The 22,531-nt window shown below is 47.4% G+C and carries 18 protein-coding genes; 9 read left to right on the forward strand and 9 right to left on the reverse strand.

Translation table 11 applies throughout. From position 1 onward, the window contains the following. Positions 1–5 precede the first annotated feature (5 nt). The 4 genes from CLV98_RS17860 to CLV98_RS17875 all read right to left on the reverse strand — a co-directional run bounded on the left by CLV98_RS17860 (position 6) and on the right by CLV98_RS17875 (position 5,359). Positions 6–2,651: a peptidase associated/transthyretin-like domain-containing protein gene (locus tag CLV98_RS17860; RefSeq protein ID WP_146202307.1), complete on the reverse strand. Its 2,646-nt coding sequence runs from the start codon at positions 2,649–2,651 to the stop codon at positions 6–8. Between the two features lie 107 nt (positions 2,652–2,758). Beyond that, positions 2,759–3,571 (reverse strand): GLPGLI family protein, encoded by an 813-nt coding sequence (locus tag CLV98_RS17865; protein ID WP_109676460.1) that lies wholly within the window; start codon positions 3,569–3,571, stop codon positions 2,759–2,761. A 69-nt stretch (positions 3,572–3,640) separates the two neighbouring features. Continuing rightward, entirely contained in the window at positions 3,641–4,456 is an 816-nt protein-coding gene (locus tag CLV98_RS17870) for a GLPGLI family protein (protein ID WP_109676462.1), read from the reverse strand. Between the two features lie 90 nt (positions 4,457–4,546). Continuing rightward, entirely contained in the window at positions 4,547–5,359 is an 813-nt protein-coding gene (locus CLV98_RS17875; RefSeq protein ID WP_109676465.1) for a GLPGLI family protein, read from the reverse strand. Between the two features lie 177 nt (positions 5,360–5,536). On the opposite strand from CLV98_RS17875, the gene CLV98_RS17880 reads away from it, so the two are divergent. After that, on the forward strand, positions 5,537–5,890 hold the full coding sequence (locus CLV98_RS17880) for a helix-turn-helix domain-containing protein (RefSeq protein WP_109676466.1): 354 nt from the start codon (positions 5,537–5,539) through the stop codon (positions 5,888–5,890). A gap of 406 nt (positions 5,891–6,296) precedes the next feature. Here the strand turns inward: CLV98_RS17880 and CLV98_RS17885 are convergent, their stop codons facing one another. Then, positions 6,297–7,280: a 1-acyl-sn-glycerol-3-phosphate acyltransferase gene (locus CLV98_RS17885; protein ID WP_109676468.1), complete on the reverse strand. Its 984-nt coding sequence runs from the start codon at positions 7,278–7,280 to the stop codon at positions 6,297–6,299. A gap of 255 nt (positions 7,281–7,535) precedes the next feature. Between CLV98_RS17885 and CLV98_RS17890 the strand changes: the two genes are divergently transcribed. From CLV98_RS17890 to CLV98_RS17905, 4 genes are all read left to right on the forward strand, one after another. After that, on the forward strand, positions 7,536–8,576 hold the full coding sequence (locus CLV98_RS17890; protein ID WP_109676470.1) for a hypothetical protein: 1,041 nt from the start codon (positions 7,536–7,538) through the stop codon (positions 8,574–8,576). Positions 8,577–8,608: 32 nt separating this feature from the next. After that, positions 8,609–9,457, forward strand: a complete 849-nt coding sequence (locus CLV98_RS17895; RefSeq protein WP_109676472.1) for a TIGR01459 family HAD-type hydrolase — start codon at positions 8,609–8,611, stop codon at positions 9,455–9,457. Between the two features lie 157 nt (positions 9,458–9,614). Beyond that, complete coding sequence (locus CLV98_RS17900) at positions 9,615–11,156, forward strand: YifB family Mg chelatase-like AAA ATPase (RefSeq protein ID WP_109676474.1); 1,542 nt, start codon at positions 9,615–9,617, stop codon at positions 11,154–11,156. Between the two features lie 108 nt (positions 11,157–11,264). Continuing rightward, the gene (locus CLV98_RS17905) at positions 11,265–12,824 is read left to right on the forward strand and encodes a sulfatase family protein (protein WP_109676476.1); all 1,560 of its coding nucleotides are present in this window, start codon (positions 11,265–11,267) and stop codon (positions 12,822–12,824) included. Positions 12,825–12,892: 68 nt separating this feature from the next. Here the strand turns inward: CLV98_RS17905 and CLV98_RS17910 are convergent, their stop codons facing one another. The 3 genes from CLV98_RS17910 to CLV98_RS17920 form a co-directional block, all read right to left on the reverse strand. Beyond that, entirely contained in the window at positions 12,893–13,663 is a 771-nt protein-coding gene (locus tag CLV98_RS17910; RefSeq protein WP_109676478.1) for a hypothetical protein, read from the reverse strand. 217 nt (positions 13,664–13,880) lie between these two features. Then, a complete protein-coding gene (locus tag CLV98_RS17915; RefSeq protein ID WP_109676480.1) occupies positions 13,881–14,702 on the reverse strand; it encodes an enoyl-ACP reductase FabI in 822 nt (273 codons plus the stop codon). A 111-nt stretch (positions 14,703–14,813) separates the two neighbouring features. Then, on the reverse strand, positions 14,814–15,833 hold the full coding sequence (locus tag CLV98_RS17920) for an alpha/beta hydrolase (protein ID WP_109676482.1): 1,020 nt from the start codon (positions 15,831–15,833) through the stop codon (positions 14,814–14,816). Between the two features lie 232 nt (positions 15,834–16,065). Here CLV98_RS17920 and CLV98_RS17925 point away from each other — a divergent pair, with 232 nt between their 5' ends. From CLV98_RS17925 to CLV98_RS17940, 4 genes are all read left to right on the forward strand, one after another. Further along, positions 16,066–16,752 (forward strand): response regulator transcription factor, encoded by a 687-nt coding sequence (locus tag CLV98_RS17925; RefSeq protein ID WP_109676484.1) that lies wholly within the window; start codon positions 16,066–16,068, stop codon positions 16,750–16,752. Positions 16,753–16,879: 127 nt separating this feature from the next. Next, on the forward strand, positions 16,880–17,866 hold the full coding sequence (gene hemB / locus CLV98_RS17930; protein WP_109676486.1) for a porphobilinogen synthase: 987 nt from the start codon (positions 16,880–16,882) through the stop codon (positions 17,864–17,866). A 170-nt stretch (positions 17,867–18,036) separates the two neighbouring features. Beyond that, the gene (locus CLV98_RS17935) at positions 18,037–19,572 is read left to right on the forward strand and encodes a M28 family peptidase (RefSeq protein ID WP_109676489.1); all 1,536 of its coding nucleotides are present in this window, start codon (positions 18,037–18,039) and stop codon (positions 19,570–19,572) included. 229 nt (positions 19,573–19,801) lie between these two features. Then, the gene (locus CLV98_RS17940) at positions 19,802–20,164 is read left to right on the forward strand and encodes a hypothetical protein (protein ID WP_109676491.1); all 363 of its coding nucleotides are present in this window, start codon (positions 19,802–19,804) and stop codon (positions 20,162–20,164) included. A gap of 69 nt (positions 20,165–20,233) precedes the next feature. On the opposite strand, the gene CLV98_RS17945 is transcribed toward CLV98_RS17940, so the two are convergent. Next, positions 20,234–22,417, reverse strand: coding sequence for a S9 family peptidase (locus tag CLV98_RS17945; protein WP_109676493.1), 2,184 nt, complete (start codon positions 22,415–22,417; stop codon positions 20,234–20,236). Between the last annotated feature and the right edge of the window lie 114 nt (positions 22,418–22,531).

A 22,531-nucleotide genomic window follows, 5' to 3' on the forward strand; every position in this document is an offset into this window, starting at 1 on the left:
CCGTTCTACCACCCAAACTTAACACTCGCCAGCACCTGGGTGGGCCGCAAAAAGTATTCGGACCGGATATAAGAGAACGAATTGGTCGACATAGTGGACAGCGAAGTCGTATTCCAGACATTGTTCCAGTTCAGCTGCAGTTCAATGCGTGAATTAGCGATTTTATACCGCAGAGCCACATCCGTAAATATTTGATTCCGTTGGGTAGCACCGCCAAAGTTATTCCTGTAATAGTCGTTCTGAATGGTGATATAGGCTCCAGTAAAAGGATATATGGAAATCTTCAGGTTATCTATCTGTTGTACGGTCGCCTTATTTTTGTTGCCGGCTACGCTGTTGCCGAAGGCGTTCAACTTGTAGGAATAGTCAAAATCTATCAGCTTGTTAAAATTGGTATTGATGCGGACAAATGGACTGGTGCTCCGGTTGACTACCTGGCTAAGCGCTCCGTTGATCAGCTGTTGGCTAGTATTCCAGTTCACAGTCGCGCCAGCAGCGATATTGGTCTTCACGTCGGCGAAGTACTTGCCAAAATTGGAAGTGAGCAGTCCTCCATAAGTCGTATTCTCCAGGGCCTGTGCCGTATATGCTATGGAACCTTCGTCGGACACCGTACTGCCGTACATCAAATTGCGACTTCCATAGTTACCCAATACCGAAACGCTGCCAAAAATGGCGCTCAGGGGATTTCTGTACTGTACTCCGGTCGAGCCACTCCATACCTTACTTTGCTGAAGGGGTACGTCTCTAAGCTGTATGTTTCGGTAATTTTTAAGGAGATAGCCATAATGAATGTCTTCCATTTCTCCGAACTGATTCTTAAAACCCATGGCGGCATGCACGGCCAAAAACGAATTCAGTTCATAGCGTAGGGTAAAACGTGGTTCGAAGACCAGCTTGTTCAGGTTTTCATTTCTTCCAAGCGCTTGATCCTCTATTTTAAAAATATTATAACTGATTGGGCTGTCCAACCCTAGGCGCCAGCTCTCCTTTTTCCATTGTATTTTCAACTCTCCATAGGGCTTCATTTTCAACCAATTCAAATCGTTTTCCAATTCCCCCCCGAGCACCACCTCCTCCTCTCCATGGGGTAATTCAAAATATGAATTCATTTTCTGCTGCTCCAATTGAAACCCTATTTTAGGCATGAAGGTAAAAAAGCCAACCCCTCTGGTAAAACTTAGGGCATTATTGGTATAAAATGCACGCTGATTGACATGCTGTTTGATAGACTCCAGGCTATCGGTATGGGCGATCAAATTGGAAAAGGGGCCTGGCGTTACCGCCAGCGACTGGGGAAGTCTATTCAAGGAGGTGTAACTTTCGAAGGTCATCAGCTGTTTTCCGACCTTAAATATATTGCTGAGGGTATTTGAAATCGTAAAATATGGATTGCGGAGCATTTGCTCTAAGGGCACGTGGTTCCGACTCAGTATGCCGGTTTGTTTGTCCCAATACCCCTTTCCGGCCAGCACATTTTTCAAATATTTATTTTTGGTATTCCTTTCCAGGTTTACGGTCACCTCCAGAGATTCGTTATAAAGTCGGTTGTACTTCTCTTCGAATAGGGCCACCGTGTCCACTCCGGTATAATAGACCGTCTCTGTATTACCCCTTTGTTTTTGAATATCGTTCAGATATGAGCTGTTGATTCTGATCTGATAATCGCGGCCCATCTTTTTAAGGTAATTGAGGCTCCCCAAATGGGCTTGATTGTTGAGCCAACGCGTATTGGAAAAGGAGGGGGTGGCTATGGGAACCAGCTGCACCCGGTCGGTTTTACTATCGTCGTTTTCTCTGCCCATCGTGCTCATGGACGACAGCATTTTTATTTGGCCGGCCACGTCTGCTCCTATATTATTGGACTGATAGGACCCTATAAACTGGTTGGCCTTGGTGAAAAGCATGGGCGTCACGTTGGCGTTCCATAGCATGGGGGCCACCCCTGCTCCCACTTGCGCGGAGCCGCTCGTGGTCACTTTTTTTTTGAGCCGGATGTTGATGGCCGCCTTATCCGAAAACACCAGGCTATCCAACATCCGGATGGGCTGGTGGTTTTCCAGAACTTCTACCGATGTTACGGCATCAACGGCCAGATTGTCGTTGGCCAATTTATATTTCCCCCCTAGCAGATCCAACCCGTCAATATAATATTTATTAATGGGGTTCCCTTGGTATAGGATTTGTCCGTCTCCACGTACCTCCACGCCCGGGAGCTTCCCCACAATATCGCTAATCACCCGATCCCCTTTGCTTTTGAAAGCATCCACGGAGTAGGATAGGGTGTCGCCATGGCGTGTGATGGGGTCGGGCCGCACGGCTACCTCTCTCAACGCTATACTCTCCTCCGACAGCCGAAAAATAGTAACCTGAGAAATATTTGCCACCCTTTTTTCCTCAAGGGTATAGCCCAGGGTGCGCACCCTAATCAAAACGGAGTCTACCCGCTCGTTGCAGGGAATGCTATAGGCGCCCGATTTTTCGGAAATCCCAAAAGCAACAATTTTTGAGCTCCGCAAGTCATGAATGGTAATACTGGCGCCGGGAATGGCTTCTCCGTCCATTTGCTGCACCTGTCCACTAAAAATTACTTGGGCCCATGATGGTGCTGGAGCCCAAACAAGAAATATAAATAATAGACCTAATCGCACAGGCTTACCTCATTAAAAGTTACGAAACGCATCATGCTACTATATTTTGGATGATAAGCCTGTGCCGAGTTGGATGCAGCATGTCGCATCCTAACGCTGCCATCTGCCTACTCTATAAGCTTCAACTCCAACGGATTATTATTCCAAGCCTTAGAATTCTTGATGGATGGATCCGATGTAGGTACTCCATTAAAAGTGCTTGGGCCAAGACGGCGTTCAATGACGCCAAAAGGATCTTTTCGTACTTCTTCCCGATATTCATAAATTTTTTGGGCACTAGCCTCCTTTACCTTACGGCGACTCGCATACTCGGGCCACTCTTTGATGACTCCCGTGTAGGCGCCGAATCGTTCTAGGGTAAATACATACTGGTTTCGGGTATCTCCGATCTTGACAATCAACCCCGGCAAGCCCCAAAACAGATAGGGCCCATCCGGAATTGGAAGTTCAGGGGCAAACCAAGCGACATAATCCCGACCGGCAAAGGAGGTGGTAGCCTTCACACAAGCATACCCGGCAATGGTATCCTCCTCCATGCCCATTTCCCATTTCAAATGGTTAGGTACTGAAAATTCGAATTGATCGAAGGATATTTTTTCAAAAATTCGACTTTCTCTGGTTTCAAGCGACTTGGCAATAAACTTATCAAAAGCCGTTCGGAATCTATATTTGGGGTCTCCCATATATTCAGCAGCCGACAGAAGTCCCGTTCGTCTCAATCCCTGTATGGAATCGGCCTTCCAAAACCCTTCCGAACAAAAATAAGACTGTTTGTTTTCCTTAATCGAAAGAAGGAAAGCCTCCTCTTTGATATTGTTGAGGTTGGTAGAATCGGGCTGATAAACTAGCTTATACCGGACTTGGAAATTGGGCGTGCTATCTACAGCAAAGAAGAGGAATATCGCAAAGAGTAGGTGCATGGTATAGCTCAGATCATGTTTTTAAATAACGGTACTTTTATCCTAATTGGTCGGAAAAACTATGGCAAATCATTCCAATTCCAATGGGTTATTATCCCAGGCTCTTTTACGCCGCATGGCCTCCTTGTCGGTCTTTTCTCCATTGAAAGTCATATGCTCCATAGACCGGCCAGTTGCCCTGGTAAGGGCTTCCAATGGATCCCTTCTGTTCGCCTCGCGAATGCTAAATACCTTATCTCTATGCGTGGAAATGACCGCCCCTTTACGACTTGGCACCCACGCCTCTTTTATTTTAGACACATTTTTTGAGAAGCCTGTAAGTGTAAATACATAATTTTCCTTGGTGTCGCTCACTTTTACGACCAGCCCCGGCAAACCCCAAAAGACATACGGGCCGTCCGGTATGGGAATTTCCTCGGTAAACCAGGCGATATAATCTCGGCCTGCATAATGCGTGGTAGCCTTAGTACAATTAAAACCGGCTAGGGTAACCTGCTCCCCTCCAATGGTCCATTTTAGTGTATTTTCTAAGGGATATACATATTGATGCAGCACCAGCTTTTCGTATACCTGTATGGAGCGATCATCATATTTTTTCGTGGTAAACTGATCAAACATCGTTTTGTAACGATATTTAGGATCCGCCATATATTCTTGAGGCGATAGCAGAGCAGAATTAATGAGTGCTTTGATGGAGTCTGACTTTCCAAAATTCTCAGAATAGAAATAGGATTCCTTCATTTCTTTGATATCCAAATAGAAATTTTCCTCCATTTTTCGATTGATATTGGTGGAGTCAGGACTAAATACAAGATGGTATTGCACCCTGAAATTGGGGGTTTCGGGGATTAAGAAGCATAGGATTACGGCTAGTAATAGGTTCATAAACTAAACACGACTAAAATTATATTTTTTCATAATACCCCTATGGTTAGCTTAGTCTTTCTATCAATTGCACGCTTAAATTCAAAAAACCTATTCCCCTATTACCTTCAATTCCAACGGATTATTATCCCAGGCTCTAGAATTCCTTATCGAGGGGTCCGATGTAGGCACTCCACCAAGGGTCCCTGGACCAAGACGGCGTTCTATTTCTCCAAAAGGATCCTTTCTATCCTTTTCCCGATAGTCAAAAACTTTATAGGCACTGGCCACCATAACCTTACGGCGACTCGCATACTCGGGCCACTCTTTGATGAGTCCCGTGTAGGCGCCGAATCGTTCTAGGGTAAATACATACTGGTTTCGGGTATCTCCGATCTTGACAATCAACCCCGGCAAGCCCCAAAACAGATAGGGCCCATCCGGAATTGGAAGTTCAGGGGCAAACCAAGCGACATAATCCCGACCGGCAAAGGAGGTGGTAGCCTTCACACAAGCATACCCGGCAATGGTATCCTCCTCCATGCCCATTTCCCATTTCAAATGGTTAGGTACTGAAAATTCGAATTGATCGAAGGAAATTTTTTCAAAAATTCGACTTTCCTTCGTTTCAAGCGACTTCGTAATAAACTTTCTAAAAGCCGTTCGGAATCTATATTTGGGGTCTCCCATAAATTCAGCAGCCGACAGAAGTCCCGTTCGTCTCAATCCCTGTATGGAATCGGCCTTCCAGAACCCTTCCGAACAAAAATAAGACTGTTTGTTTTCCTTAATCGTAAGAAGGAAAGCCTCCTCTTTGATATTGTTGAGGTTAGTAGAATCGGGCTGATAAACTAGCCTATACCGGACCTGGAAATTGGGCGTGCTAAAGCCTAATCCTAGCATTAATATAAGGTATAAATTCATACTTTTTGAATATCAAAAAAGGACTAAAATTATCAAATAGCGCCACCAATAACTTCAGGACAATTGCAATATTACTTCTTTAATGCTATCAATTTATCTTACAAATTGCATAAAAATACTAAAATTATGCAATACTTTGTGCAAAATAACTAGAGGTTAACTTAGCTATTACACACGATGAGTTTTGGAAATAAAATACGCCTTATAAGGGAAGAAAGGAGGATTACTGCCAAAGCAATGGCCGATTATCTGGATATCGATCTGGCCACTTTGAACAGAATAGAAAATAACAGAACGAAGTCTATTAAGCCACAACTTTTAATACAGATAAGCGAATACCTTAAAGTTGGCGTGGCGGATCTATTGGATATGGGAACGACACTCCAGCCCTCCCCCGACGAAAACGTACCCAATAGCCAACATACCCTCACCATGTCGGATGTAATAAGGCTTTATGAGCAACTATTAAAATCCAAAGATCGGATCATCGAGGTGCTCCAAAGAGAAAATGACGCCCTAAGAAAAAAGTAAACTCGCTCATTCCCCCTCCCAACCTAGCCTTAAAGATTGGTTTAGGCTAAAGGCCCGTCGAAGCATAGTCCATACAAGCTAATGTTAAGCAAGGTCATGCCCTTCGACGGGCCCTGGTTGACATTAGTGAATTATTGAAACTACGTCAAAAAAATGTCATGTTGAGCCTGTCGAAGCATAGTCAATACAAGGTAAGGTTAAGCAAGGTCATGCCCTTCGAAGCGCCCTGGGTGACATTAGTGAATTATTGAAACTACGTCAAAAAAATGTCATGTTGAGCCTGTCGAAGCATAGTCAATACAAGGTAAGGTTAAGCAAGGTCATGCCCTTCGAAGCGCCAACACGGACTATGGCAACCCCACATTAAATTATAAAAAACAGGATCCCTCGCACGCTTCACCCTTACTTACCGATACTGCGCCCCCAGCCATGCCAAAGTCGGCAGGGCTATAAAGGTGGCCAGGGCTGCGGGCCATCCCGCCAGGGCTCCGATCACCATGGATAGGATCACCACCAATAAGGGATATAAATAGACCAGAAAGCCAAAGAGAACGGAGTCGTAAAAGACCGAGCGAGCCGTAAGCTTAGCGGCTTTGGCGCTAAAGAAACGATAAAGGGGGGCATGCAAGCCCCTGCCAATGCTCCCTATCGCCTTGAGGAATCCATTGCTACGGTCAGGAGCGGGGCACTCCCGATCGAAATACTGACGTACGGCCAGTTTTTGCTCGGCCAAGGGCAGGTCATCGGAAACGGAGAATATTCCCTCATTCATACGTTCGGTAAGGATTTCGTTAAACTCCCTTAACCATTTTTCGTATTCCTTTGGGTCCGTTTGAAGATCGTTAGGGGACATTTCAGTACCGAAGTTCAGTACGACCCTTTTGCCAGGTCCTCTAAAGGTTTCATAGTTAAGTCCAGTAGGTACAACCCGCATATCGGGGATGCCGTCGGTGCCGTACCATATCTCATAGGCCATACGTGCCGTACCCTTTCCAAGTGAGCGCAGGTTCCATTCGTTTTTGCAGATCCCTTCCGAAAACACCACCACCGTGCCTCCACCCTTGAGGCTTTCTATACTTTCCTGAGTGGTTATATCGTGTTTCTTCACATGTTCCCGCCCTTCGGAACCCCTAAAAACGGGTATCAAGTTGATTTGCCGTAACCAAAAGGCCACTTTAGGCTTCCGGAACACATCCCCACGGGTAAGCGTATGGATGGGCTGGTCGAGTACGGAGCCTATCACTACCGCATCGAAAAAGGAATCGGGATGGTTGGAAGCGAGCAAATAAGGACTTTTCGGATGCAACTTTTTATGGCCTTGGACCAAAAGTCTTTTTAAAAATATAGGCAGGGCCAAACGTATCAGGAAGCGAGAAATATAATATACCAAGATGAATTCATTAGATTTTGCTGCAAAAATAATTTAAAAGTTTTAAAAATCGGTAAACTGTAATTGTCTCGCTCCTGTTATGGCCGGATATGGTGTGATTTTTTATAGTACATCATGGGGCACAGCCTTCCAAAAAATATACAGAATTTCCTGTATTTCTTTATGCCCACCAACATTCCCTTACCTTTGTAGGGGAATGTAAGGAGCCGTGCCGTAGCCCCCGAAATTATTCGTACCAGTAAAGTTGATTTTATAATGCGTCTTAAAGACTATCCAGCGATTATCCGGAAAGCCTGGGCCGGTTTCGATTCTTCCATCGAAGTAAAATTGGTTGAGGATATCAGTGCCAAAGTATCTACCAACCATGTTTTTCGTGTTACCCTCGAGAACGACGACCAAGTGATTGCCAAGTTATCCTACTTCGGCAAATATGAGCATTTCAAAGAGGACCACCGCATTATACATGCTATGTCCAGTAATCTGCTCTATCCATTCGAGAACGTAATGGCCAAGTCTTTGGTCAAAAATAATCAGGTATATACCTATCGCTATCAGGAAGATTTTATTGACACTTGGGTCGTATTTTACAACCCCATTCGGGTCATGAAGAGGCTTCCTAAGCGACTCAATGAAGACCATATTCGCAAGCTGGGTCACGAAATGGCCAAATTCCACCTGGCGTGCTACCGGGTAAGCAAGTCCCTGCCCAAGTCTTCCAAGAATCTACGCACGGATATTAACCACCTATTGGACATATTAGAGACCGATAATGGTCAATATGAGCATAGAGGAAATATCCATATATTGAAACAGCAGTGTGAGACTTTTATGAAGAATATTCAACGGCTTAACGTAAGTTCGTTCGATCTTATGCCTGTTTTTGTAGACTGGAACATAGGAAATTTTTCCGTTACCAAGGATCAAAAACTGTTTTCGCGTTGGGATTACGACTGGTTCCGAGTATCTTCGAGGGTAATGGACTTTTACTTTTTCAGTAGGGTGGTGTCCAATGTTGGCGACCGTACGGTATTCAGCTACCTCATGTCGACACTCACAGAGGACCGATTTATAATTTTCTTGCAGGAATACCACAAAGTTTACCCGCTGACTGTCAAGGAAGTATACTTCATGAAAGAAGCATATCGTTTTTTTATCTTAAATTATGTAATTAAATACGGAAAATATTTTTTCCACCGGGCCTATTGTAATAAACTGCAGAAGGAAGCCTATGAGTTGTATTTCCCAGCCATAGAGGGTTTCGATGCTGACAAAATTTTAAAGGCCCTTAATCTATAAACAATTCACATTTTCACTCCGCAAAGCCGCCTATGCAACTAAACAATTTTAAATCAGTATTAGACAAATATGAAGTTATTTTTTTCGATGCATTTGGTGTTTTAAAAAATTATAACGGCCTTATCCCAGGCATAGAAGAGACTTTTGATTACCTAAACCGCACCGGTAAGGATTTCTACGTAGTTACCAACGACGCCTCCCGAGGGCCCGAGCAGCTGGCAGAGTCCTATGTGCGCTTAGGAGTAGACATAGTCACTCCCGATAAGATCATCTCTTCGGGCATGCTGGCCCGCGACTTCCTCGAAAACAAGGTACGGAAGGGAACTGTAGCCTATGTAGGCACCGAAGCCTCCGCCAAATACGTAGAAACCGCCGACTTGCGCACCCTTTCTATCAACGACCTCGACCTCGACGACGTCGATCATATTACCGCTCTGGTATTCTTGGACGACGAGGGCTTCGACTGGAATACCGATCTTACCAAAACCTTAAATTTGTTGAGGAAACGTAACATCCCCGTCATCGTGGCCAATACGGACAAGACCTACCCCGCCTCCCAAAACAGGCTATCGATAGCAGTAGGTGCTTTGGCCAAAATGATTGAGGATACCATCGGCCGGCAGTTTATCCGTTTCGGGAAACCCGATCCACAAATGTTTATCTTCGCCTATCAGCATATCAAAGACTATCCCGACGTGAACAAGCGCGATATATTGATGGTAGGCGACACCCTGCATACCGACATTTTGGGCGGGAACAAGTTTGGTCTCGACACTGCCCTGGTGCTCTCCGGAAATACCCAAGCACAGGACGCCGAGGTGCGTATTAGAAGCACGGGCATCATCCCTACTTATATCTGTACTTCGGCTGTAGTGGAATAAACGACCCTTTTATCTTCCCTGACGGGTGCTCGTCGGGGAAGATAGCCCCTAAGAAAAAAGGTACTCTACATACTTTCCATAAAAAAGTGCCATTTTCTCCCTTTTTTTTAATAGCTTGATATACATTTAGTGGTTAAACACCTTCGGGTTTATCAACATGCTAGCAAAAACCTATGGCAGTGCCGTATATGGGGTCGATGCCGCCATGATCACCATTGAAGTAACGGTGGGCCAAGGCCTGGGATTTTTTATGGTAGGCCTCGCCGACAGCGCCGTGAAGGAAAGCCAGCAGCGCGTAGAGGCATCTCTCAAATATTTCGGCTATAAGATGCCCCGACAGAAGATAGTCGTCAACTTGGCCCCTGCCGATATTCGCAAGGAGGGCTCGGCCTATGACCTTCCCATTGCCCTGTGCATCCTGCAATCCTCCGAACAACTACAACCCCACAAAAACCTTGACGAATACGTGATCATGGGCGAACTATCCTTAGACGGCATCCTGAGGCCTATTAAAGGCGTGCTCCCCATTGCCATAGAGGTACGTCGACAGGGCTTCAAGGGCTTTATACTACCCGCCGAAAACGCCTACGAAGCCGCCATAGTGAACAATATCGATGTTATTCCCGTAGAAACCCTGGAGGACGCCATCACATTCCTTCAGGGCAGGAGCGGCATAGAACCCCTGGTCGTCAACACCCGTGACTTATTTTTTACGACTCAAAACGACTACCCTTCCGATTTTTCGCATGTCCAGGGCCAGGAGAATATCAAGAGAGCACTAGAAATTGCCGCCGCCGGGGGACATAACGTCATCATGATAGGACCACCAGGATCCGGGAAAACCATGCTTGCCAAACGTATACCGGGAATCCTCCCCCCATTGAGCCTGCCAGAGGCCTTAGAGACCACCAAAATCCACTCCGTAGCGGGAAAGCTAGGGAAAAGGGCGACGCTTGTCTCTCGCCGCCCCTTTCGCTCCCCCCACCACTCCATTAGCGATGCCGCCTTGGTAGGTGGTGGTAGTTTCCCCCAGCCAGGAGAAATATCCCTGGCCCATAATGGCGTCCTTTTTTTGGACGAGCTCCCCGAGTTTAAAAGGACCGTTCTTGAAGTGATGCGCCAGCCCCTAGAAGAACGACGGGTGAGCATATCCAGGGCCAAGATGGCGGTGGAATTTCCCGCCAACTTTATGCTGATCGCCAGTATGAACCCCTGCCCCTGTGGCTATTACAACCACCCCGACAAGGAGTGTGTCTGTGGCCCAGGGGTGGTACAGAAGTACCTCAACCGCATAAGCGGCCCACTGCTCGACCGCATCGACCTGCATGTAGAAGTTACCCCCGTGTCCTTCGACCAGATCGCCTCCACCCGTAAAGCCGAAAGCAGTTCCGAGATCAGGGCTCGGGTCATCAGAGCCAGGGAGCGCCAGACGGAGCGATTTAAAGACCACGACGACATTTACTCCAACGCCATGATGCCTCCCGAAATAGTGAAGGAAGTATGCCAGATTGGAGAGGAAGGAATGGGCCTATTGCGCACGGCTATGGATAAACTGGGCCTCTCGGCCAGGGCCTACGACCGCATCCTGAAGGTGTCGCGTACCATAGCCGACCTTGCCGAAAGCGATCATATCCTCGTAGAGCACCTGTCGGAAGCCATACAATACCGCAGCCTGGACCGGGAAAATTGGGCGGGCTAATAGGCCTTTCATTCCTTTTTAGACTTTTCCAATAATTTTATTGGCAAGGGATCGGTAAATTTGAGCTTACTTTGACTTCTGGCATTCTCTACATCAAATAATACGCAAATGAAAAAAATGATCAGTTGTTTTTGCCTGGCAATCCTCGGACTGATGGGCTGTAGTCCAACAAAATCCTCAGAAAAAGAGGCCGTTAAACCGAATATTTTGGTCATATATCTCGACGACCTCGGTTATGGCGATGTGAGTGCCTATGGGCAGACTACCTTATTAACCCCCAATATTGACCAGTTGGCCAATGAGGGTGTGAGGTTCACCAACGGGTATGCTTCCTCGGCGACTTGTACCCCCAGCCGCTATGCCTTCTTGACGGGGATATACCCCTGGCGTAATAAAAACGCTCGTATCCTTCCGGGCGACGCCCCCTTACTGATTGATACCAGCTTAGTAACCTTACCCAAAATGCTGAAAAAGGCCGGCTACAAGACCGCCGTAGTAGGGAAATGGCACCTGGGAATAGGCGATGGACAGGTAGACTGGAACAAAGAATTACAAAAAAATCCCAATGACGTTGGTTTCGACTACTCCTACATTATGGCTGCCACCACCGACCGGGTTCCTACCGTATACATCGAAAACCGCAAAGTAGTAGGCCTGTCGGCCGACGACCCTATCCAAGTTAGCTATAAGGAGAACTTCGAAGGGGAGCCTACCGCCATTACCAATCCCGAACTGATGACCAAACAAAAATGGCATCATGGCCACAACAATTCGGTACATAATGGCATCCCCCGCATTGGTTTCCAAAAAGGGGGTAAGTCGGCCCTATGGCACGACGAGGACATGGCCGATTTGTTTCTGGACAAGGCCAAGGCTTTTATCAGTGACAATAACCCTTCCAAGACTGGCAAGCCATTCTTTATGTACTATGCCTTGCAACAACCCCACGTACCGCGTGTGCCTAACGAGCGCTTCGTAGGCAAGTCGGGAATGGGCCCTAGAGGTGACGCTATCATAGAGGCCGACTGGTGTGTAGGCGAAATCATGAAACAATTGAAAGCCGAAGGCTTAGATGAAAATACTTTGGTGATATTCTCCAGCGATAACGGCCCCGTGCTCAACGACGGATACTACGACGACGCCGTAGAAAAACTAGGCGATCATAAGCCTGCTGGTCCGTTACGAGGTGGAAAATACAGCCTATTTGACGCTGGCACCAAAGTTCCTTTTATTACCTACTGGAAAGGAAAAATTAAGCCTCAGGTTTCCGATGCCCTCGTAAGCCAGATCGACATCCTCTCATCGATCGCCAACTTAGTGGGCCAATCCAACCCCTCCGACGACTCCATGAATATGTTGAATGCCTTAATGGGCAAATCAGAAAAAGGCAGAGACCAATTGGTGCTGGAGGCCACCGGGCGCTTAGCTTACCGCAACGGGGCTTATGTGTTGATCCCCCCCTATAAGGGAGAGGCCCTCAACAAGATGGTAAATATTGAAACCGGTGTTAGCGCTGAATACCAGCTTTACGACCTCACAAAAGATGCTGGTCAGGATAAAAACCTAGCCCAGGAAATGCCCGAGAAGCTGGAAGAAATGAAAGAAGGCATGCAGAAAGTAGTAGGTGATGCCTACCAGTTTAATACCGCCGAAGTCAAACTAAAATAGTTTTATATCGGTGCTTACATCAACGACGCCAGCCTGCACTTCGCAGGCTGGCGTCATTTTTTTGGAGCCTATTGCTCCTCGACCGACACCCCTCCCAGTTCCTGAAAGAGAGTCTGCCAGTAATAGGAAAGATGGGGACTATGCTCGCGGCTAGACGCCGTAGGCTCAAACGGCGAGATGACCGTCACCTGTGGCGTTCCTATAAAATATTCCTCCAGGCGTTTGGCATCGGCCTTGGCTTCGGTGGCGGCCTGCTCGTCGCTTACAGGCGGAGACTTATGAAAATCGTGACGGCCGGGGCCATGCATACTCTCCACCATATCGCTAAAGTAGTATACCTTCAGCTCGGCTCCCGACTCATTGGCCTTAGCAATAATAGGAATAGAAGCTAGTATGTCGGTCGACTGGTTAGACGCCCCGGTATTTTGCTGATTGAGCTTTAGTAAAAGTTGTCTTAAGTACACCCTCTTTTCCTTCTGCAAGGAGAGTCCGTAGGCCGTTTCTATGGCCTCCTTATCGGTAGGGCTCGCTCCATAATCATCGTCTTTTTCACTGCGTACGGTAAGGGAAAGTGCCTTGGCTTTGGCCGTGTTTTCATGTATAAAATAGACTTCAAGCTTATCGCCCTTGTTCTTCATATTCCCCTCCAATATGTCGGTGAGGGCCTGTTCATATTTCTCAGCCACATAGGCCTTGTTTACATTCACACTTTGGGTCTTGTCTAGAAAAACAAGGGTGTAGGACGGGGCATCGGGTGTGGTGGGCGCCTGGTCCTTATTAGAGGTACAGCTCCAGGCCAACAGCAACAAGAGGAGTGCCAGTTTGCTAGTTTGCTTCATAGGTATTTTTTTTCAGGGCTAAATAAATGGTAGGGTTTCAAAATAGATACCTGGCCACAAAGGCCAAGGATCGGAGTATCGCTTATAATTTTCTAAAAAGACTCGCCATCAGTCACTTTAGCACAAAAAACGAGGTTTTAAACGCATTATTTTGGGACTTAACAAAAAATCCCCTAAATCCGAAGATCCAGGGGACTATATAGCTTTCTGATGCAAACTATTGATTCTGTTGCTGGATCATCTGTACAAGATCTTCGGAGATACCCGTTGCCGAATAACCGCCGTCATGATACAAGTTTTGCATGGTCACGTAGCGTGTCAAGTCAGAGAACATCGAAATGGCATAATTGGCACAGTCCTCCGCCTTGGCATTACCCAATGGACTCATTTTCTGAGCAAATTCATAAAATGCATCAAAGCCTTCTATTCCTGAACCGGCTTTGGTAACGGTAGGAGACTGTGAAATGGTGTTAACCCGTACGTTTTTGGCCTTTCCATAGCGGTAGCCATAGCTGCGGGCAATGCTCTCGAGCATGGCCTTGGCTTCTGCCATATCGCCGTAGAAAGAGTAGGTCCGCTGAGCGGCAATATAAGACAAAGCCACTACCGAAGCCCACTCATTGAGGGCATCTTGCTTCTCGGCTACTTGCAGGAATTTATGAAGCGAAATAGCCGAAATATCCAGCCCTTTTTGCATCCACTCGTAGTTCAAGTCGCCGTACTCCTTGTTCTTGCGAACATTCAAGGACATGCCTATAGAATGTAAAACGAAGTCGATTTTACCTCCAAGAATCTCAGTGGACTTGGAGAAAAGATTTTCTATATCTTCTACAGAAGTAGCGTCGGCAGGGATAATCTGGGCATCACACTGCTCGGCCAAGTTATTGATAGCCCCCATACGCATCGCGATAGGCGCATTGGTTAAGGTAAAAATGGCGCCCTCTTCCTTTGCTTTAAGGGCCACTTGCCATGCAATGGAGTTTTCGTCCAAAGCTCCTGATATAATTCCTCTTTTTCCTTTAAGTAACCCGTAAGCCATGGTTATTGTCTATTGTTATTGAATGTTAAGCCTATTTGAGCCAGCAAAGTAACGAATTTTTGATAGGTAATTCTACTAAAAAAATCCCCCATTTTATCGGCTCTATCTATTTCAAGGAAGGACAGTCTCCCTTTCTACTGGTGTCAGCCCCAATATTTCCTGGAAAAACTGATCGGTAGCCTGATATACGCTCTCCACATCCTTGGAGCGAATATAAGAGGCGATCACATGGTCAGCTACGTCGGGGAAGGCTACTTCGCGCTTCTGGGCCTCGGGAGTCCCTAGCAGGGGGAACATCTTGCGCATGGCTTCTACCGAAACTACGGGGTCCTGCTCCTCTTCATTTTTATAATAATACCCCAAAAACAAGGGCACGGTAATCTTCTCATAAATGTCGGGACGGGCTACTGCATCCATCGTCTTTTGCAAGGTCAGCAACCCATTGGTATTATAGCCCTGCAGCCAATACTGAGCCTGCAGCGGGTCCTCATCCTTCGAAATGCTATGCTCCCCTATCACGGTTTTCAGAATTTGCTTACCCCAGGGGCCGGTGGTGAGCTTAAGGGCCGGATTGGCCACCGCCATACAAGGAGCGTATAGCACCACCCCTTTGAGCTCCGGATGCTCGGAGGCCAGGAATACGGTGAGCAGCCCACCGGCAGAAGTACCGATAACGATGACGCTGTCGCCCAATTGCTTGCCTATAGCCAAGGCTTCGTTGGCCCCTGCCACAAAATTTTCTGGGGTCAGATCGTCGAAGGCGTTGGAGTCGGCAATACCGGCATCATGCATACGGGCCAGATACAGATTGGCCCCATAACGTGCCGCTAACTCCTTGTGCACGGGCTCTCCTTCGGCCCAGCTCGCCCCAAAGCCATGGATGTATACGATGCTGTACGGGGTTTTTACCTTGTTGGCGGTATCGGCCCATACGATTCGGGCCGCATTGTCGGGCTTAAGATCCTGAACCTGCCTTTCTTTACGATTAATATCCGACTCTAACTGGGACAAATCCGAAGCAACGGCTGGCAGGCTGGCATCTAACTGAGCAGGTGTGGGCTTGGGACCCACAAAATAAACAACGGCCAATAGGGCGAAGAATCCTATGACCCAGAGAATTATTTTTAACATATATTAAGAGCGTAAAAAGTTTCTTTCTTTTTAAAGTTCACTAGTTTTAAGCATTTTATTGGATAAAAATCCAATGTATTTACCATTTTAACAAAAAAAGAAAGGGTTATCTTTGATATCAGTGGACCTGCCTCCTGCTCACACCCTCCACGAAGGGTACTAGTGATGGGGGTGAAACCCACCTAGAAGACAAGTCCCGCATTTTTTAAAATTTCGAAAGAGTTCATCCGCTATGGCCAACCTATTACTCGTTGAAGACGACGCAAACCTTGGAATACTACTCCAAGAGTACCTCATAGACAAGGGGTTCCCTACCGACTTGGCTACCGACGGGGAGAAGGGCTGGCAGGCCTTCGTCGACCAAAGCTATGACCTGTGTATTTTCGATGTCATGATGCCCAAAAAAGATGGATTCTCTTTGGCCAAAGAGGTCAGAATGAGCGGTCGGGATACGCCCATCATCTTCCTAACCGCCCGATCTATGAAAGAAGATACCCTACAAGGTTTCCGGGTAGGTGCCGACGACTTTATTACCAAGCCCTTCGACCGCCAGGAACTCGTGCTACGGATAGAGGCTATCCTAAGGCGTTATAAAAAAGAATCGGCTCCCCTCCCCGATACTCAGATATACCCCATCGGCTCGCTAACTTTCGACTATGCCCACCAGCAGCTAATATGCCCCGAAAAAACGGCCAAACTGACCTCCAAAGAGTCGGAATTACTCCTGCTGTTCTGTCAGAATCTGAATCAGCCCATCAGCCGTAGCTTCGCCCTCAAAACCATCTGGGGCGACGATTCCTATTTTAACGCCCGCAGCATGGACGTCTATATTACCAAGCTCCGTAAATACCTCCGAGAGGACCCTTCTATCCAGATCATGAACCTCCATGGAGAAGGCTTTAAGCTGATGGTTGGGTAACTGAAAATGGATAAATAAGGTGAAAGCAGGTAAATTGAAAGAACTTGAATACCTTGCCGGTTGTTTTTACAAAAATATTAGATCACAGCCCAGGCCTTGACTGCGCCGGGGCTTAAGCCCATATAAAATGATTGATTTAAACCGGCGCCGTCCCCGCCGCAATAGAAAGTCCGGGGCCATCCGTGACTTGGTTCAGGAAACCAACCTACAGGTTTCTGATTTCATTTTCCCCATGTTCGTACAAGAAGGCAGCCACCAAAAGGTGGAGGTAAAATCCATGCCGGGAATCTACCGCTTTTCGTTGGACACTCTTCTGGAAGAATTGAAAGAGGTTACCGACCTCGGAATTAGGGCTATAGACCTCTTCCCCAATTATCCGGAGAGCAAAAAAGACCGCCATGCTACCGAAGGTTATCAAGAAGATACCTTCTACTTGAAAGCCATTACGGCCATTAAAGAGAAGTTCCCCGACCTGGCCATTATGACCGACATCGCCATGGACCCCTATAGCTCCGACGGACACGACGGTCTGGTAGAGAATGGCGTGATTCTCAACGATGCCACCCTCGATATTTTGGGCAAGATGGCCCTGGCACAAGCCAAGGCAGGAGCCGATATACTAGGCCCCAGCGACATGATGGACGGCCGAGTAGGCTATATCCGCGACCTGCTCGACGAGGCACAGTATACCGACGTGAGCATCATGTCCTATTCGGCCAAATATGCCAGCGCTTTCTACGGCCCTTTCCGCGACGCCCTAGAGTCGGCCCCTAAATTCGGCGACAAAAAAACGTATCAAATGAACCCTGCCAATGTCCAGGAAGCCCTGCTCGAAGCCCAACTCGACTTCGAAGAAGGCGCCGATATGCTCATGGTAAAACCTGCCTTGGCTTATCTGGACATCATCAAACTCTTGGACGACCACTTCAATATCCCCATTGCGGCTTATAACGTGTCGGGAGAGTACGCCATGGTAATGGCCGCAGCACAAAATGGCTGGCTCGATGGCCAACGAACCATGATGGAGGTCCTGATGAGCATCCGTCGCGCTGGTGCTAAATGCATACTCACTTATTTTGCCAAAGATGCAGCCAAGGTCTTAAACGAAAGATAATAGGTCTTTCATCCCTTTGGTATAAAGTACCACTCCACCCATCGAAATGCTTCTTGGTTACCGACTCTGGCACCCATACGGCCTTTCGATGGGATGGGTATCAAAATTTAACTGTCCCCAAAAACAAAATTACCCTTTATCATCCCTAGTCATTGCCTGATACCAGTACTATGAAATTACAATCCTTCGCCCTAGCGGCCTTCACGGCACTACTTATTTCTCAACCCGTAGCCGCTCAGAAACGGAAGAAAACGGAACTCCCCGAGACCATTATTACTCAGGCTGAAACAGCCTCCCATATGCGTTTCTTAGCCTCCGACGAGCTACAGGGGCGTCGTACTGGCGAGCAAGGCAACCGGGTGGCTGCCAGATATATTGCTGAGCAATACCGCCGACTAGGCATAGTCCCAGTTACAGGCATAGATGCCGATGCTCCTAATGCCTATTTCCAGGAAGTGGCCTTCGAAAAATTAGGAAGGAACGGCTCCGGCGAGATCCTCGCCCAGGCCGACCGTTTCGTAAGTGGTAAAGACTGGATCCTGATGAGTGGGGAGGCGGCCGACTTGGAAGCACCCTTGGTGTATGCCGGCTTTGGCCTCGAAAACCAAGATAAGGGATGGAACGACTACAAAGGCATCGATGTCGCCGGAAAAATCGTATTGGTACAAAGTGGTACCCCCGACGTCCAAACTCCTAGTGAAATTATCGCTAGCTCAACAGAAAAACGAAACCTGGCCATCGCCAAAGGAGCTATTGGGGTCATTGAGCTCTTCGACGCTCCTATGCCCTGGAACATCGTCCTCAACTACTTTAGCGGAGAAAAAATAGCCCTCGCTCAATCCCAAAATAAGGACTCCAAGGTGATTCCCCACGCCTGGATTAACGGCAAAGAAGCCAATATTGTGCGCTCTTTGCGGGGAGTAGAAAATATTCGTTTTAAAACCAGCGGTCGGCAGCGGCAGCTTATCTCCAGTGCCAATGTGGTGGGGCACATCCCCGGCACCGACCCCATCCTAAAAGATGAATATGTGTTGCTATCGGCACATTATGACCACGTGGGAGTTGGCCAACAAGGTGGACAGGCTTATAGCCCAGAAGACAGCATATTCAACGGCGCTCGCGACAATGCCTTTGGCTCGGTAGCCCTGCTGACAGCCGCTCAGGCTTTATCGCAGCACCCTCCAAAACGCTCGGTACTCGTAGTGGCCCTTACGGGCGAGGAAATTGGGCTTTTGGGAAGTCAGTATTACTCGGCACACCCCTTGCTACCCCTCAACAAATGCATCTTTAACCTAAACTCGGATGGGGCCGGCTATAGCGATACCACCATTGTGGCCGTTATGGGCCTCGATAGGACGGGAGCAAAAAAAGAAATTATGAAAGCCGCCAAAACGTTTGGCCTGGGGGTCTTCGCCGACCCCTCTCCCGAACAGGGGCTCTTCGACCGCTCCGATAATGTTTCTTTCGCTAAAAAAGGTATTCCGGCACCCACCTTTTCGCCAGGCTTTACCTCTTTTAGCGGCGATATTATGAAGTATTATCATCAGGCTATCGACAATCCTGAAAGTATCAACTTCGACTACCTCCATCGCTTTTCCCAAGCCTTTAGCTTAGCCGCTCGACTGATTGCCGATAAAGAAACGGCACCCTTCTGGAGCGAAGGAGACAAGTATGAAAAAGCAGGGAATGCTTTGTATGGGAAGTAGCTGATGGCAGTAGGCCATAGGCTGTAAGCAATAAGCCAGCGCTACCTTTAACATTTAACCTTTAACCGCACGGCGCCTCCCTAACCCCTAAAAAATCCCTAATCCCTAAAAACCCTAATTCTGTCGAGTATAAGTGGCCATTCGTAGATTAGCATTAGAAGGCGTTAAACTTCTCCCTTCCCAGGGCTTCTAACCTATACAAACGAAACATAAACAAACCATATAAGCCATGAAAAAAGCCATCTTAACCATCGCAGCCCTAACCATTTTATCATTAGGAAACAGCTTTGCACAACGTGCAGCAAAGGTGATCGTCGTGCAGCAGCCTAAGGTTGTTAGTCAGCCGGTAGTGAATTACAATGTAGCTACCCTGGACCGTATCGTAAAGTTGAGTCGCCAACAAGAATCGCAGATCCTTAAAATTGAACGCGAGTACGACCTGCTAGCACGCAACCGCCGAGCAAAAAATCAGGGGCAATTGGAACTCCAAAAGCAAAAGGATATCATTGCAGTGCTAACGCCCAAGCAATACGACCGATTGAAAGTCTATGAAAAGGGTCTACGAAATAGCCGGGTAGCATATCGCTATTGATCCCTGAACAAAAAAATCCCTCAAAACCGATATGGATCTTTGAGGGATTTTTTTGCCTATAGCAGCATCTTACCTTCCTCCAGGAGGGCAGTTTCTCTTTAAGTATTCGGTGCATAGGGTACGCAAATGCCGGTTGGTACCGGCCCCTTCCGAAATACTATGGGAGCGGTTGGGGTAGGCCATAAACTGGAATACCTTGTCATGTTTAATCAGCTCATTGAGCAACATCTCCGCATTCTGATAATGCACATTATCATCGCCGGTACCATGGATATAAAGCAAGTTACCTACTAGATTGCCCGCATGGGTAACGGGCGATCCTAGTACAAAATCTTCCCGATTCTCTTGGGGAATACCCATATAGCGCTCCTGATAGATATTGTCGTAGGTAAGCTGATTGCCAACGGCAGCGACGGAAATACCCGTTTTGAATATTTTAGGGTATTGGAACAAGAGGTTCAGCGTTGAAGAGCCCCCTCCACTCCAGCCGTGTACAGCCACTCTGCTGGTATCGATAAAAGGGAACCTTTCGAACATCGCCGTAGCCGCTCCAGCCATATCTCTGATATTGATTCTACCGATATTCCTATAAATAGCTTTTCTCCAGGCACTTCCCTTTGGCGAGGGCGTTCCGCGGTTGTCCATGGAAGCATATATGTAGCCATCGGCGGCCATACTTCCTTCATATATTCTATTTCTCCCCGTCCCATAGGTGTCTTTAACGGTACTGCTCGCAGGCTCTCCATACACAAAATACACGATAGGATATTTCTTGTTGGGGTCAAAATCGTTGGGCTTAACCATCCATGCATCCACTTCTACGCCCTCGGCCGTAGTGACACGGAAAAACTCAATATTGTTCTTGATGGCATTTACCTTATCCATATTATTGGCTATGGAGCCTTCTGCATCCACAGCCTTATGGTCGGGCAGGGTGATCCACTCCATCATGGGGGCCGTACGCGCGTTGGAGAACGAGTGAATGGCATAGCGCCCTGCGGGAGCTATTTCGTAGCGATGGGTACCACTAAGCTCCTTCGGACTCACCCGTACCGCCTTACCAGTACCATCCAAAGCCGTTTTGTACAAATAGCTCTGGGTAGCATTGTCTGGCGAAGCCATAAAATAGTAGGTATTATTTTTTTCATCGATGCGTACGGGTTCTATCATGTCAAAATCGCCCTTGGTAATTAAGGTCTCCTTCTTTCCGTCGCGGCTTACCCGGTAGGTATGGCGCCAGCCGTCTTTCTCACTCACCCATAGAAACTCCTTGCCGTCGGCTATCCAATCCCATCCCACGGGATCGTTGTCCCAGCGGCTCTTGATATCGATCCAAGCCTTGTCCGATTCTGTATAAAAGGTTTTGGCCTTACCATTTTTGGTATTCACGTACATCAAGGTACTATGGTTTTGTTTCCTGTTCAGTTGCTGCACCACCAGCTCGTTGGGCTTACCCGACCATTCCATTCTGGGCAAGTAGGTATTCTGAGGATCGCCAGGGATATCCATCCAGCTGGTTTTGCCCCCTGCCGCCGACACCACCCCAATTTTGTAAGGCGAAGGCGTTTCTCCCACTTTAGGATACTCTACGGGTACATTAAAGGAATAGATGGAGTCGGTATTGTTGATCATCAAAAAGTTACGGATTTTACGAGCATCCAGTTGCCAATAGGCGATCTGCTGGCTGTCGTCGCTCCAGCGGAATCCATCCCGGCAATCGAACTCCTCTTCATAAGCCCAGTCGAAAGTTCCGTTGATGATCCGCTCGGTACCATCCTGAGTAAGCTGGGTAATCTTACCGCTCGCTAGGTCTTCGGCATATACATTATGTTGGCTGACATAAGCCACTTTTTGGCCATCGGGCGAAAACTTGGCGAACATCAACGACGATTCCGGCAGACCTTTCCCCAATTGCTTGAGAGATTTGGATTTCAAATCTGCCACCCAGTAGTCTCCCCGGGTATCGTAGCGCCATACCCTGCGGGTGTTGGTATAAATAAGGGCTTTGTCGCCAGAGCTCGTCATGGTATAGCTACGGATAGGCAATGAAGCCCCCATGCCTCTTGGAGTGAGCAACAGTTTGCCTACCAAGGTTTTTTGCTCTCCGCTGGGCATACTCACTTGCACAATTTCACCTTCCTGCACATCGCGATAACCGGAGCCGTCGGCCAGCCACTGAAAGTTGGCAGGCACCTGAGCGAAAATCTGACAAGAAATCAGAAATAGAAAGATGAATTTAAATACTATCTTCATAAAAAAGGCTAATTGAAAGGTTGGACCACATATTAAACCACAATGTTAACAAATTGACCGACAAATTCCGATAACCGGCTTAAAGAGTCCGCACCTATCCTGTTAACAAAAACC

This window comes from Dyadobacter jejuensis (assembly GCF_003149085.1).
Classification (GTDB): Bacteria; Bacteroidota; Bacteroidia; order Cytophagales; family Spirosomataceae; genus Dyadobacter; species Dyadobacter jejuensis.

Coding starts and splice junctions, on each gene's coding strand:
- CLV98_RS17900 (WP_109676474.1), top strand. CDS start 9,615: ATGCTAGCAAAAACCTATGGCAGTGCCGTATATGGGGTCGATGCCGCC.
- CLV98_RS17920 (WP_109676482.1), bottom strand. CDS start 15,833: ATGTTAAAAATAATTCTCTGGGTCATAGGATTCTTCGCCCTATTGGCC.
- CLV98_RS17890 (WP_109676470.1), top strand. CDS start 7,536: ATGCGTCTTAAAGACTATCCAGCGATTATCCGGAAAGCCTGGGCCGGT.
- CLV98_RS17910 (WP_109676478.1), bottom strand. CDS start 13,663: ATGAAGCAAACTAGCAAACTGGCACTCCTCTTGTTGCTGTTGGCCTGG.
- CLV98_RS17915 (WP_109676480.1), bottom strand. CDS start 14,702: ATGGCTTACGGGTTACTTAAAGGAAAAAGAGGAATTATATCAGGAGCT.
- CLV98_RS17935 (WP_109676489.1), top strand. CDS start 18,037: ATGAAATTACAATCCTTCGCCCTAGCGGCCTTCACGGCACTACTTATT.
- CLV98_RS17940 (WP_109676491.1), top strand. CDS start 19,802: ATGAAAAAAGCCATCTTAACCATCGCAGCCCTAACCATTTTATCATTA.
- CLV98_RS17945 (WP_109676493.1), bottom strand. CDS start 22,417: ATGAAGATAGTATTTAAATTCATCTTTCTATTTCTGATTTCTTGTCAG.
- CLV98_RS17870 (WP_109676462.1), bottom strand. CDS start 4,456: ATGAACCTATTACTAGCCGTAATCCTATGCTTCTTAATCCCCGAAACC.
- CLV98_RS17875 (WP_109676465.1), bottom strand. CDS start 5,359: ATGAATTTATACCTTATATTAATGCTAGGATTAGGCTTTAGCACGCCC.
- CLV98_RS17905 (WP_109676476.1), top strand. CDS start 11,265: ATGAAAAAAATGATCAGTTGTTTTTGCCTGGCAATCCTCGGACTGATG.
- CLV98_RS17880 (WP_109676466.1), top strand. CDS start 5,537: ATGAGTTTTGGAAATAAAATACGCCTTATAAGGGAAGAAAGGAGGATT.
- hemB (WP_109676486.1), top strand. CDS start 16,880: ATGATTGATTTAAACCGGCGCCGTCCCCGCCGCAATAGAAAGTCCGGG.
- CLV98_RS17925 (WP_109676484.1), top strand. CDS start 16,066: ATGGCCAACCTATTACTCGTTGAAGACGACGCAAACCTTGGAATACTA.
- CLV98_RS17865 (WP_109676460.1), bottom strand. CDS start 3,571: ATGCACCTACTCTTTGCGATATTCCTCTTCTTTGCTGTAGATAGCACG.
- CLV98_RS17895 (WP_109676472.1), top strand. CDS start 8,609: ATGCAACTAAACAATTTTAAATCAGTATTAGACAAATATGAAGTTATT.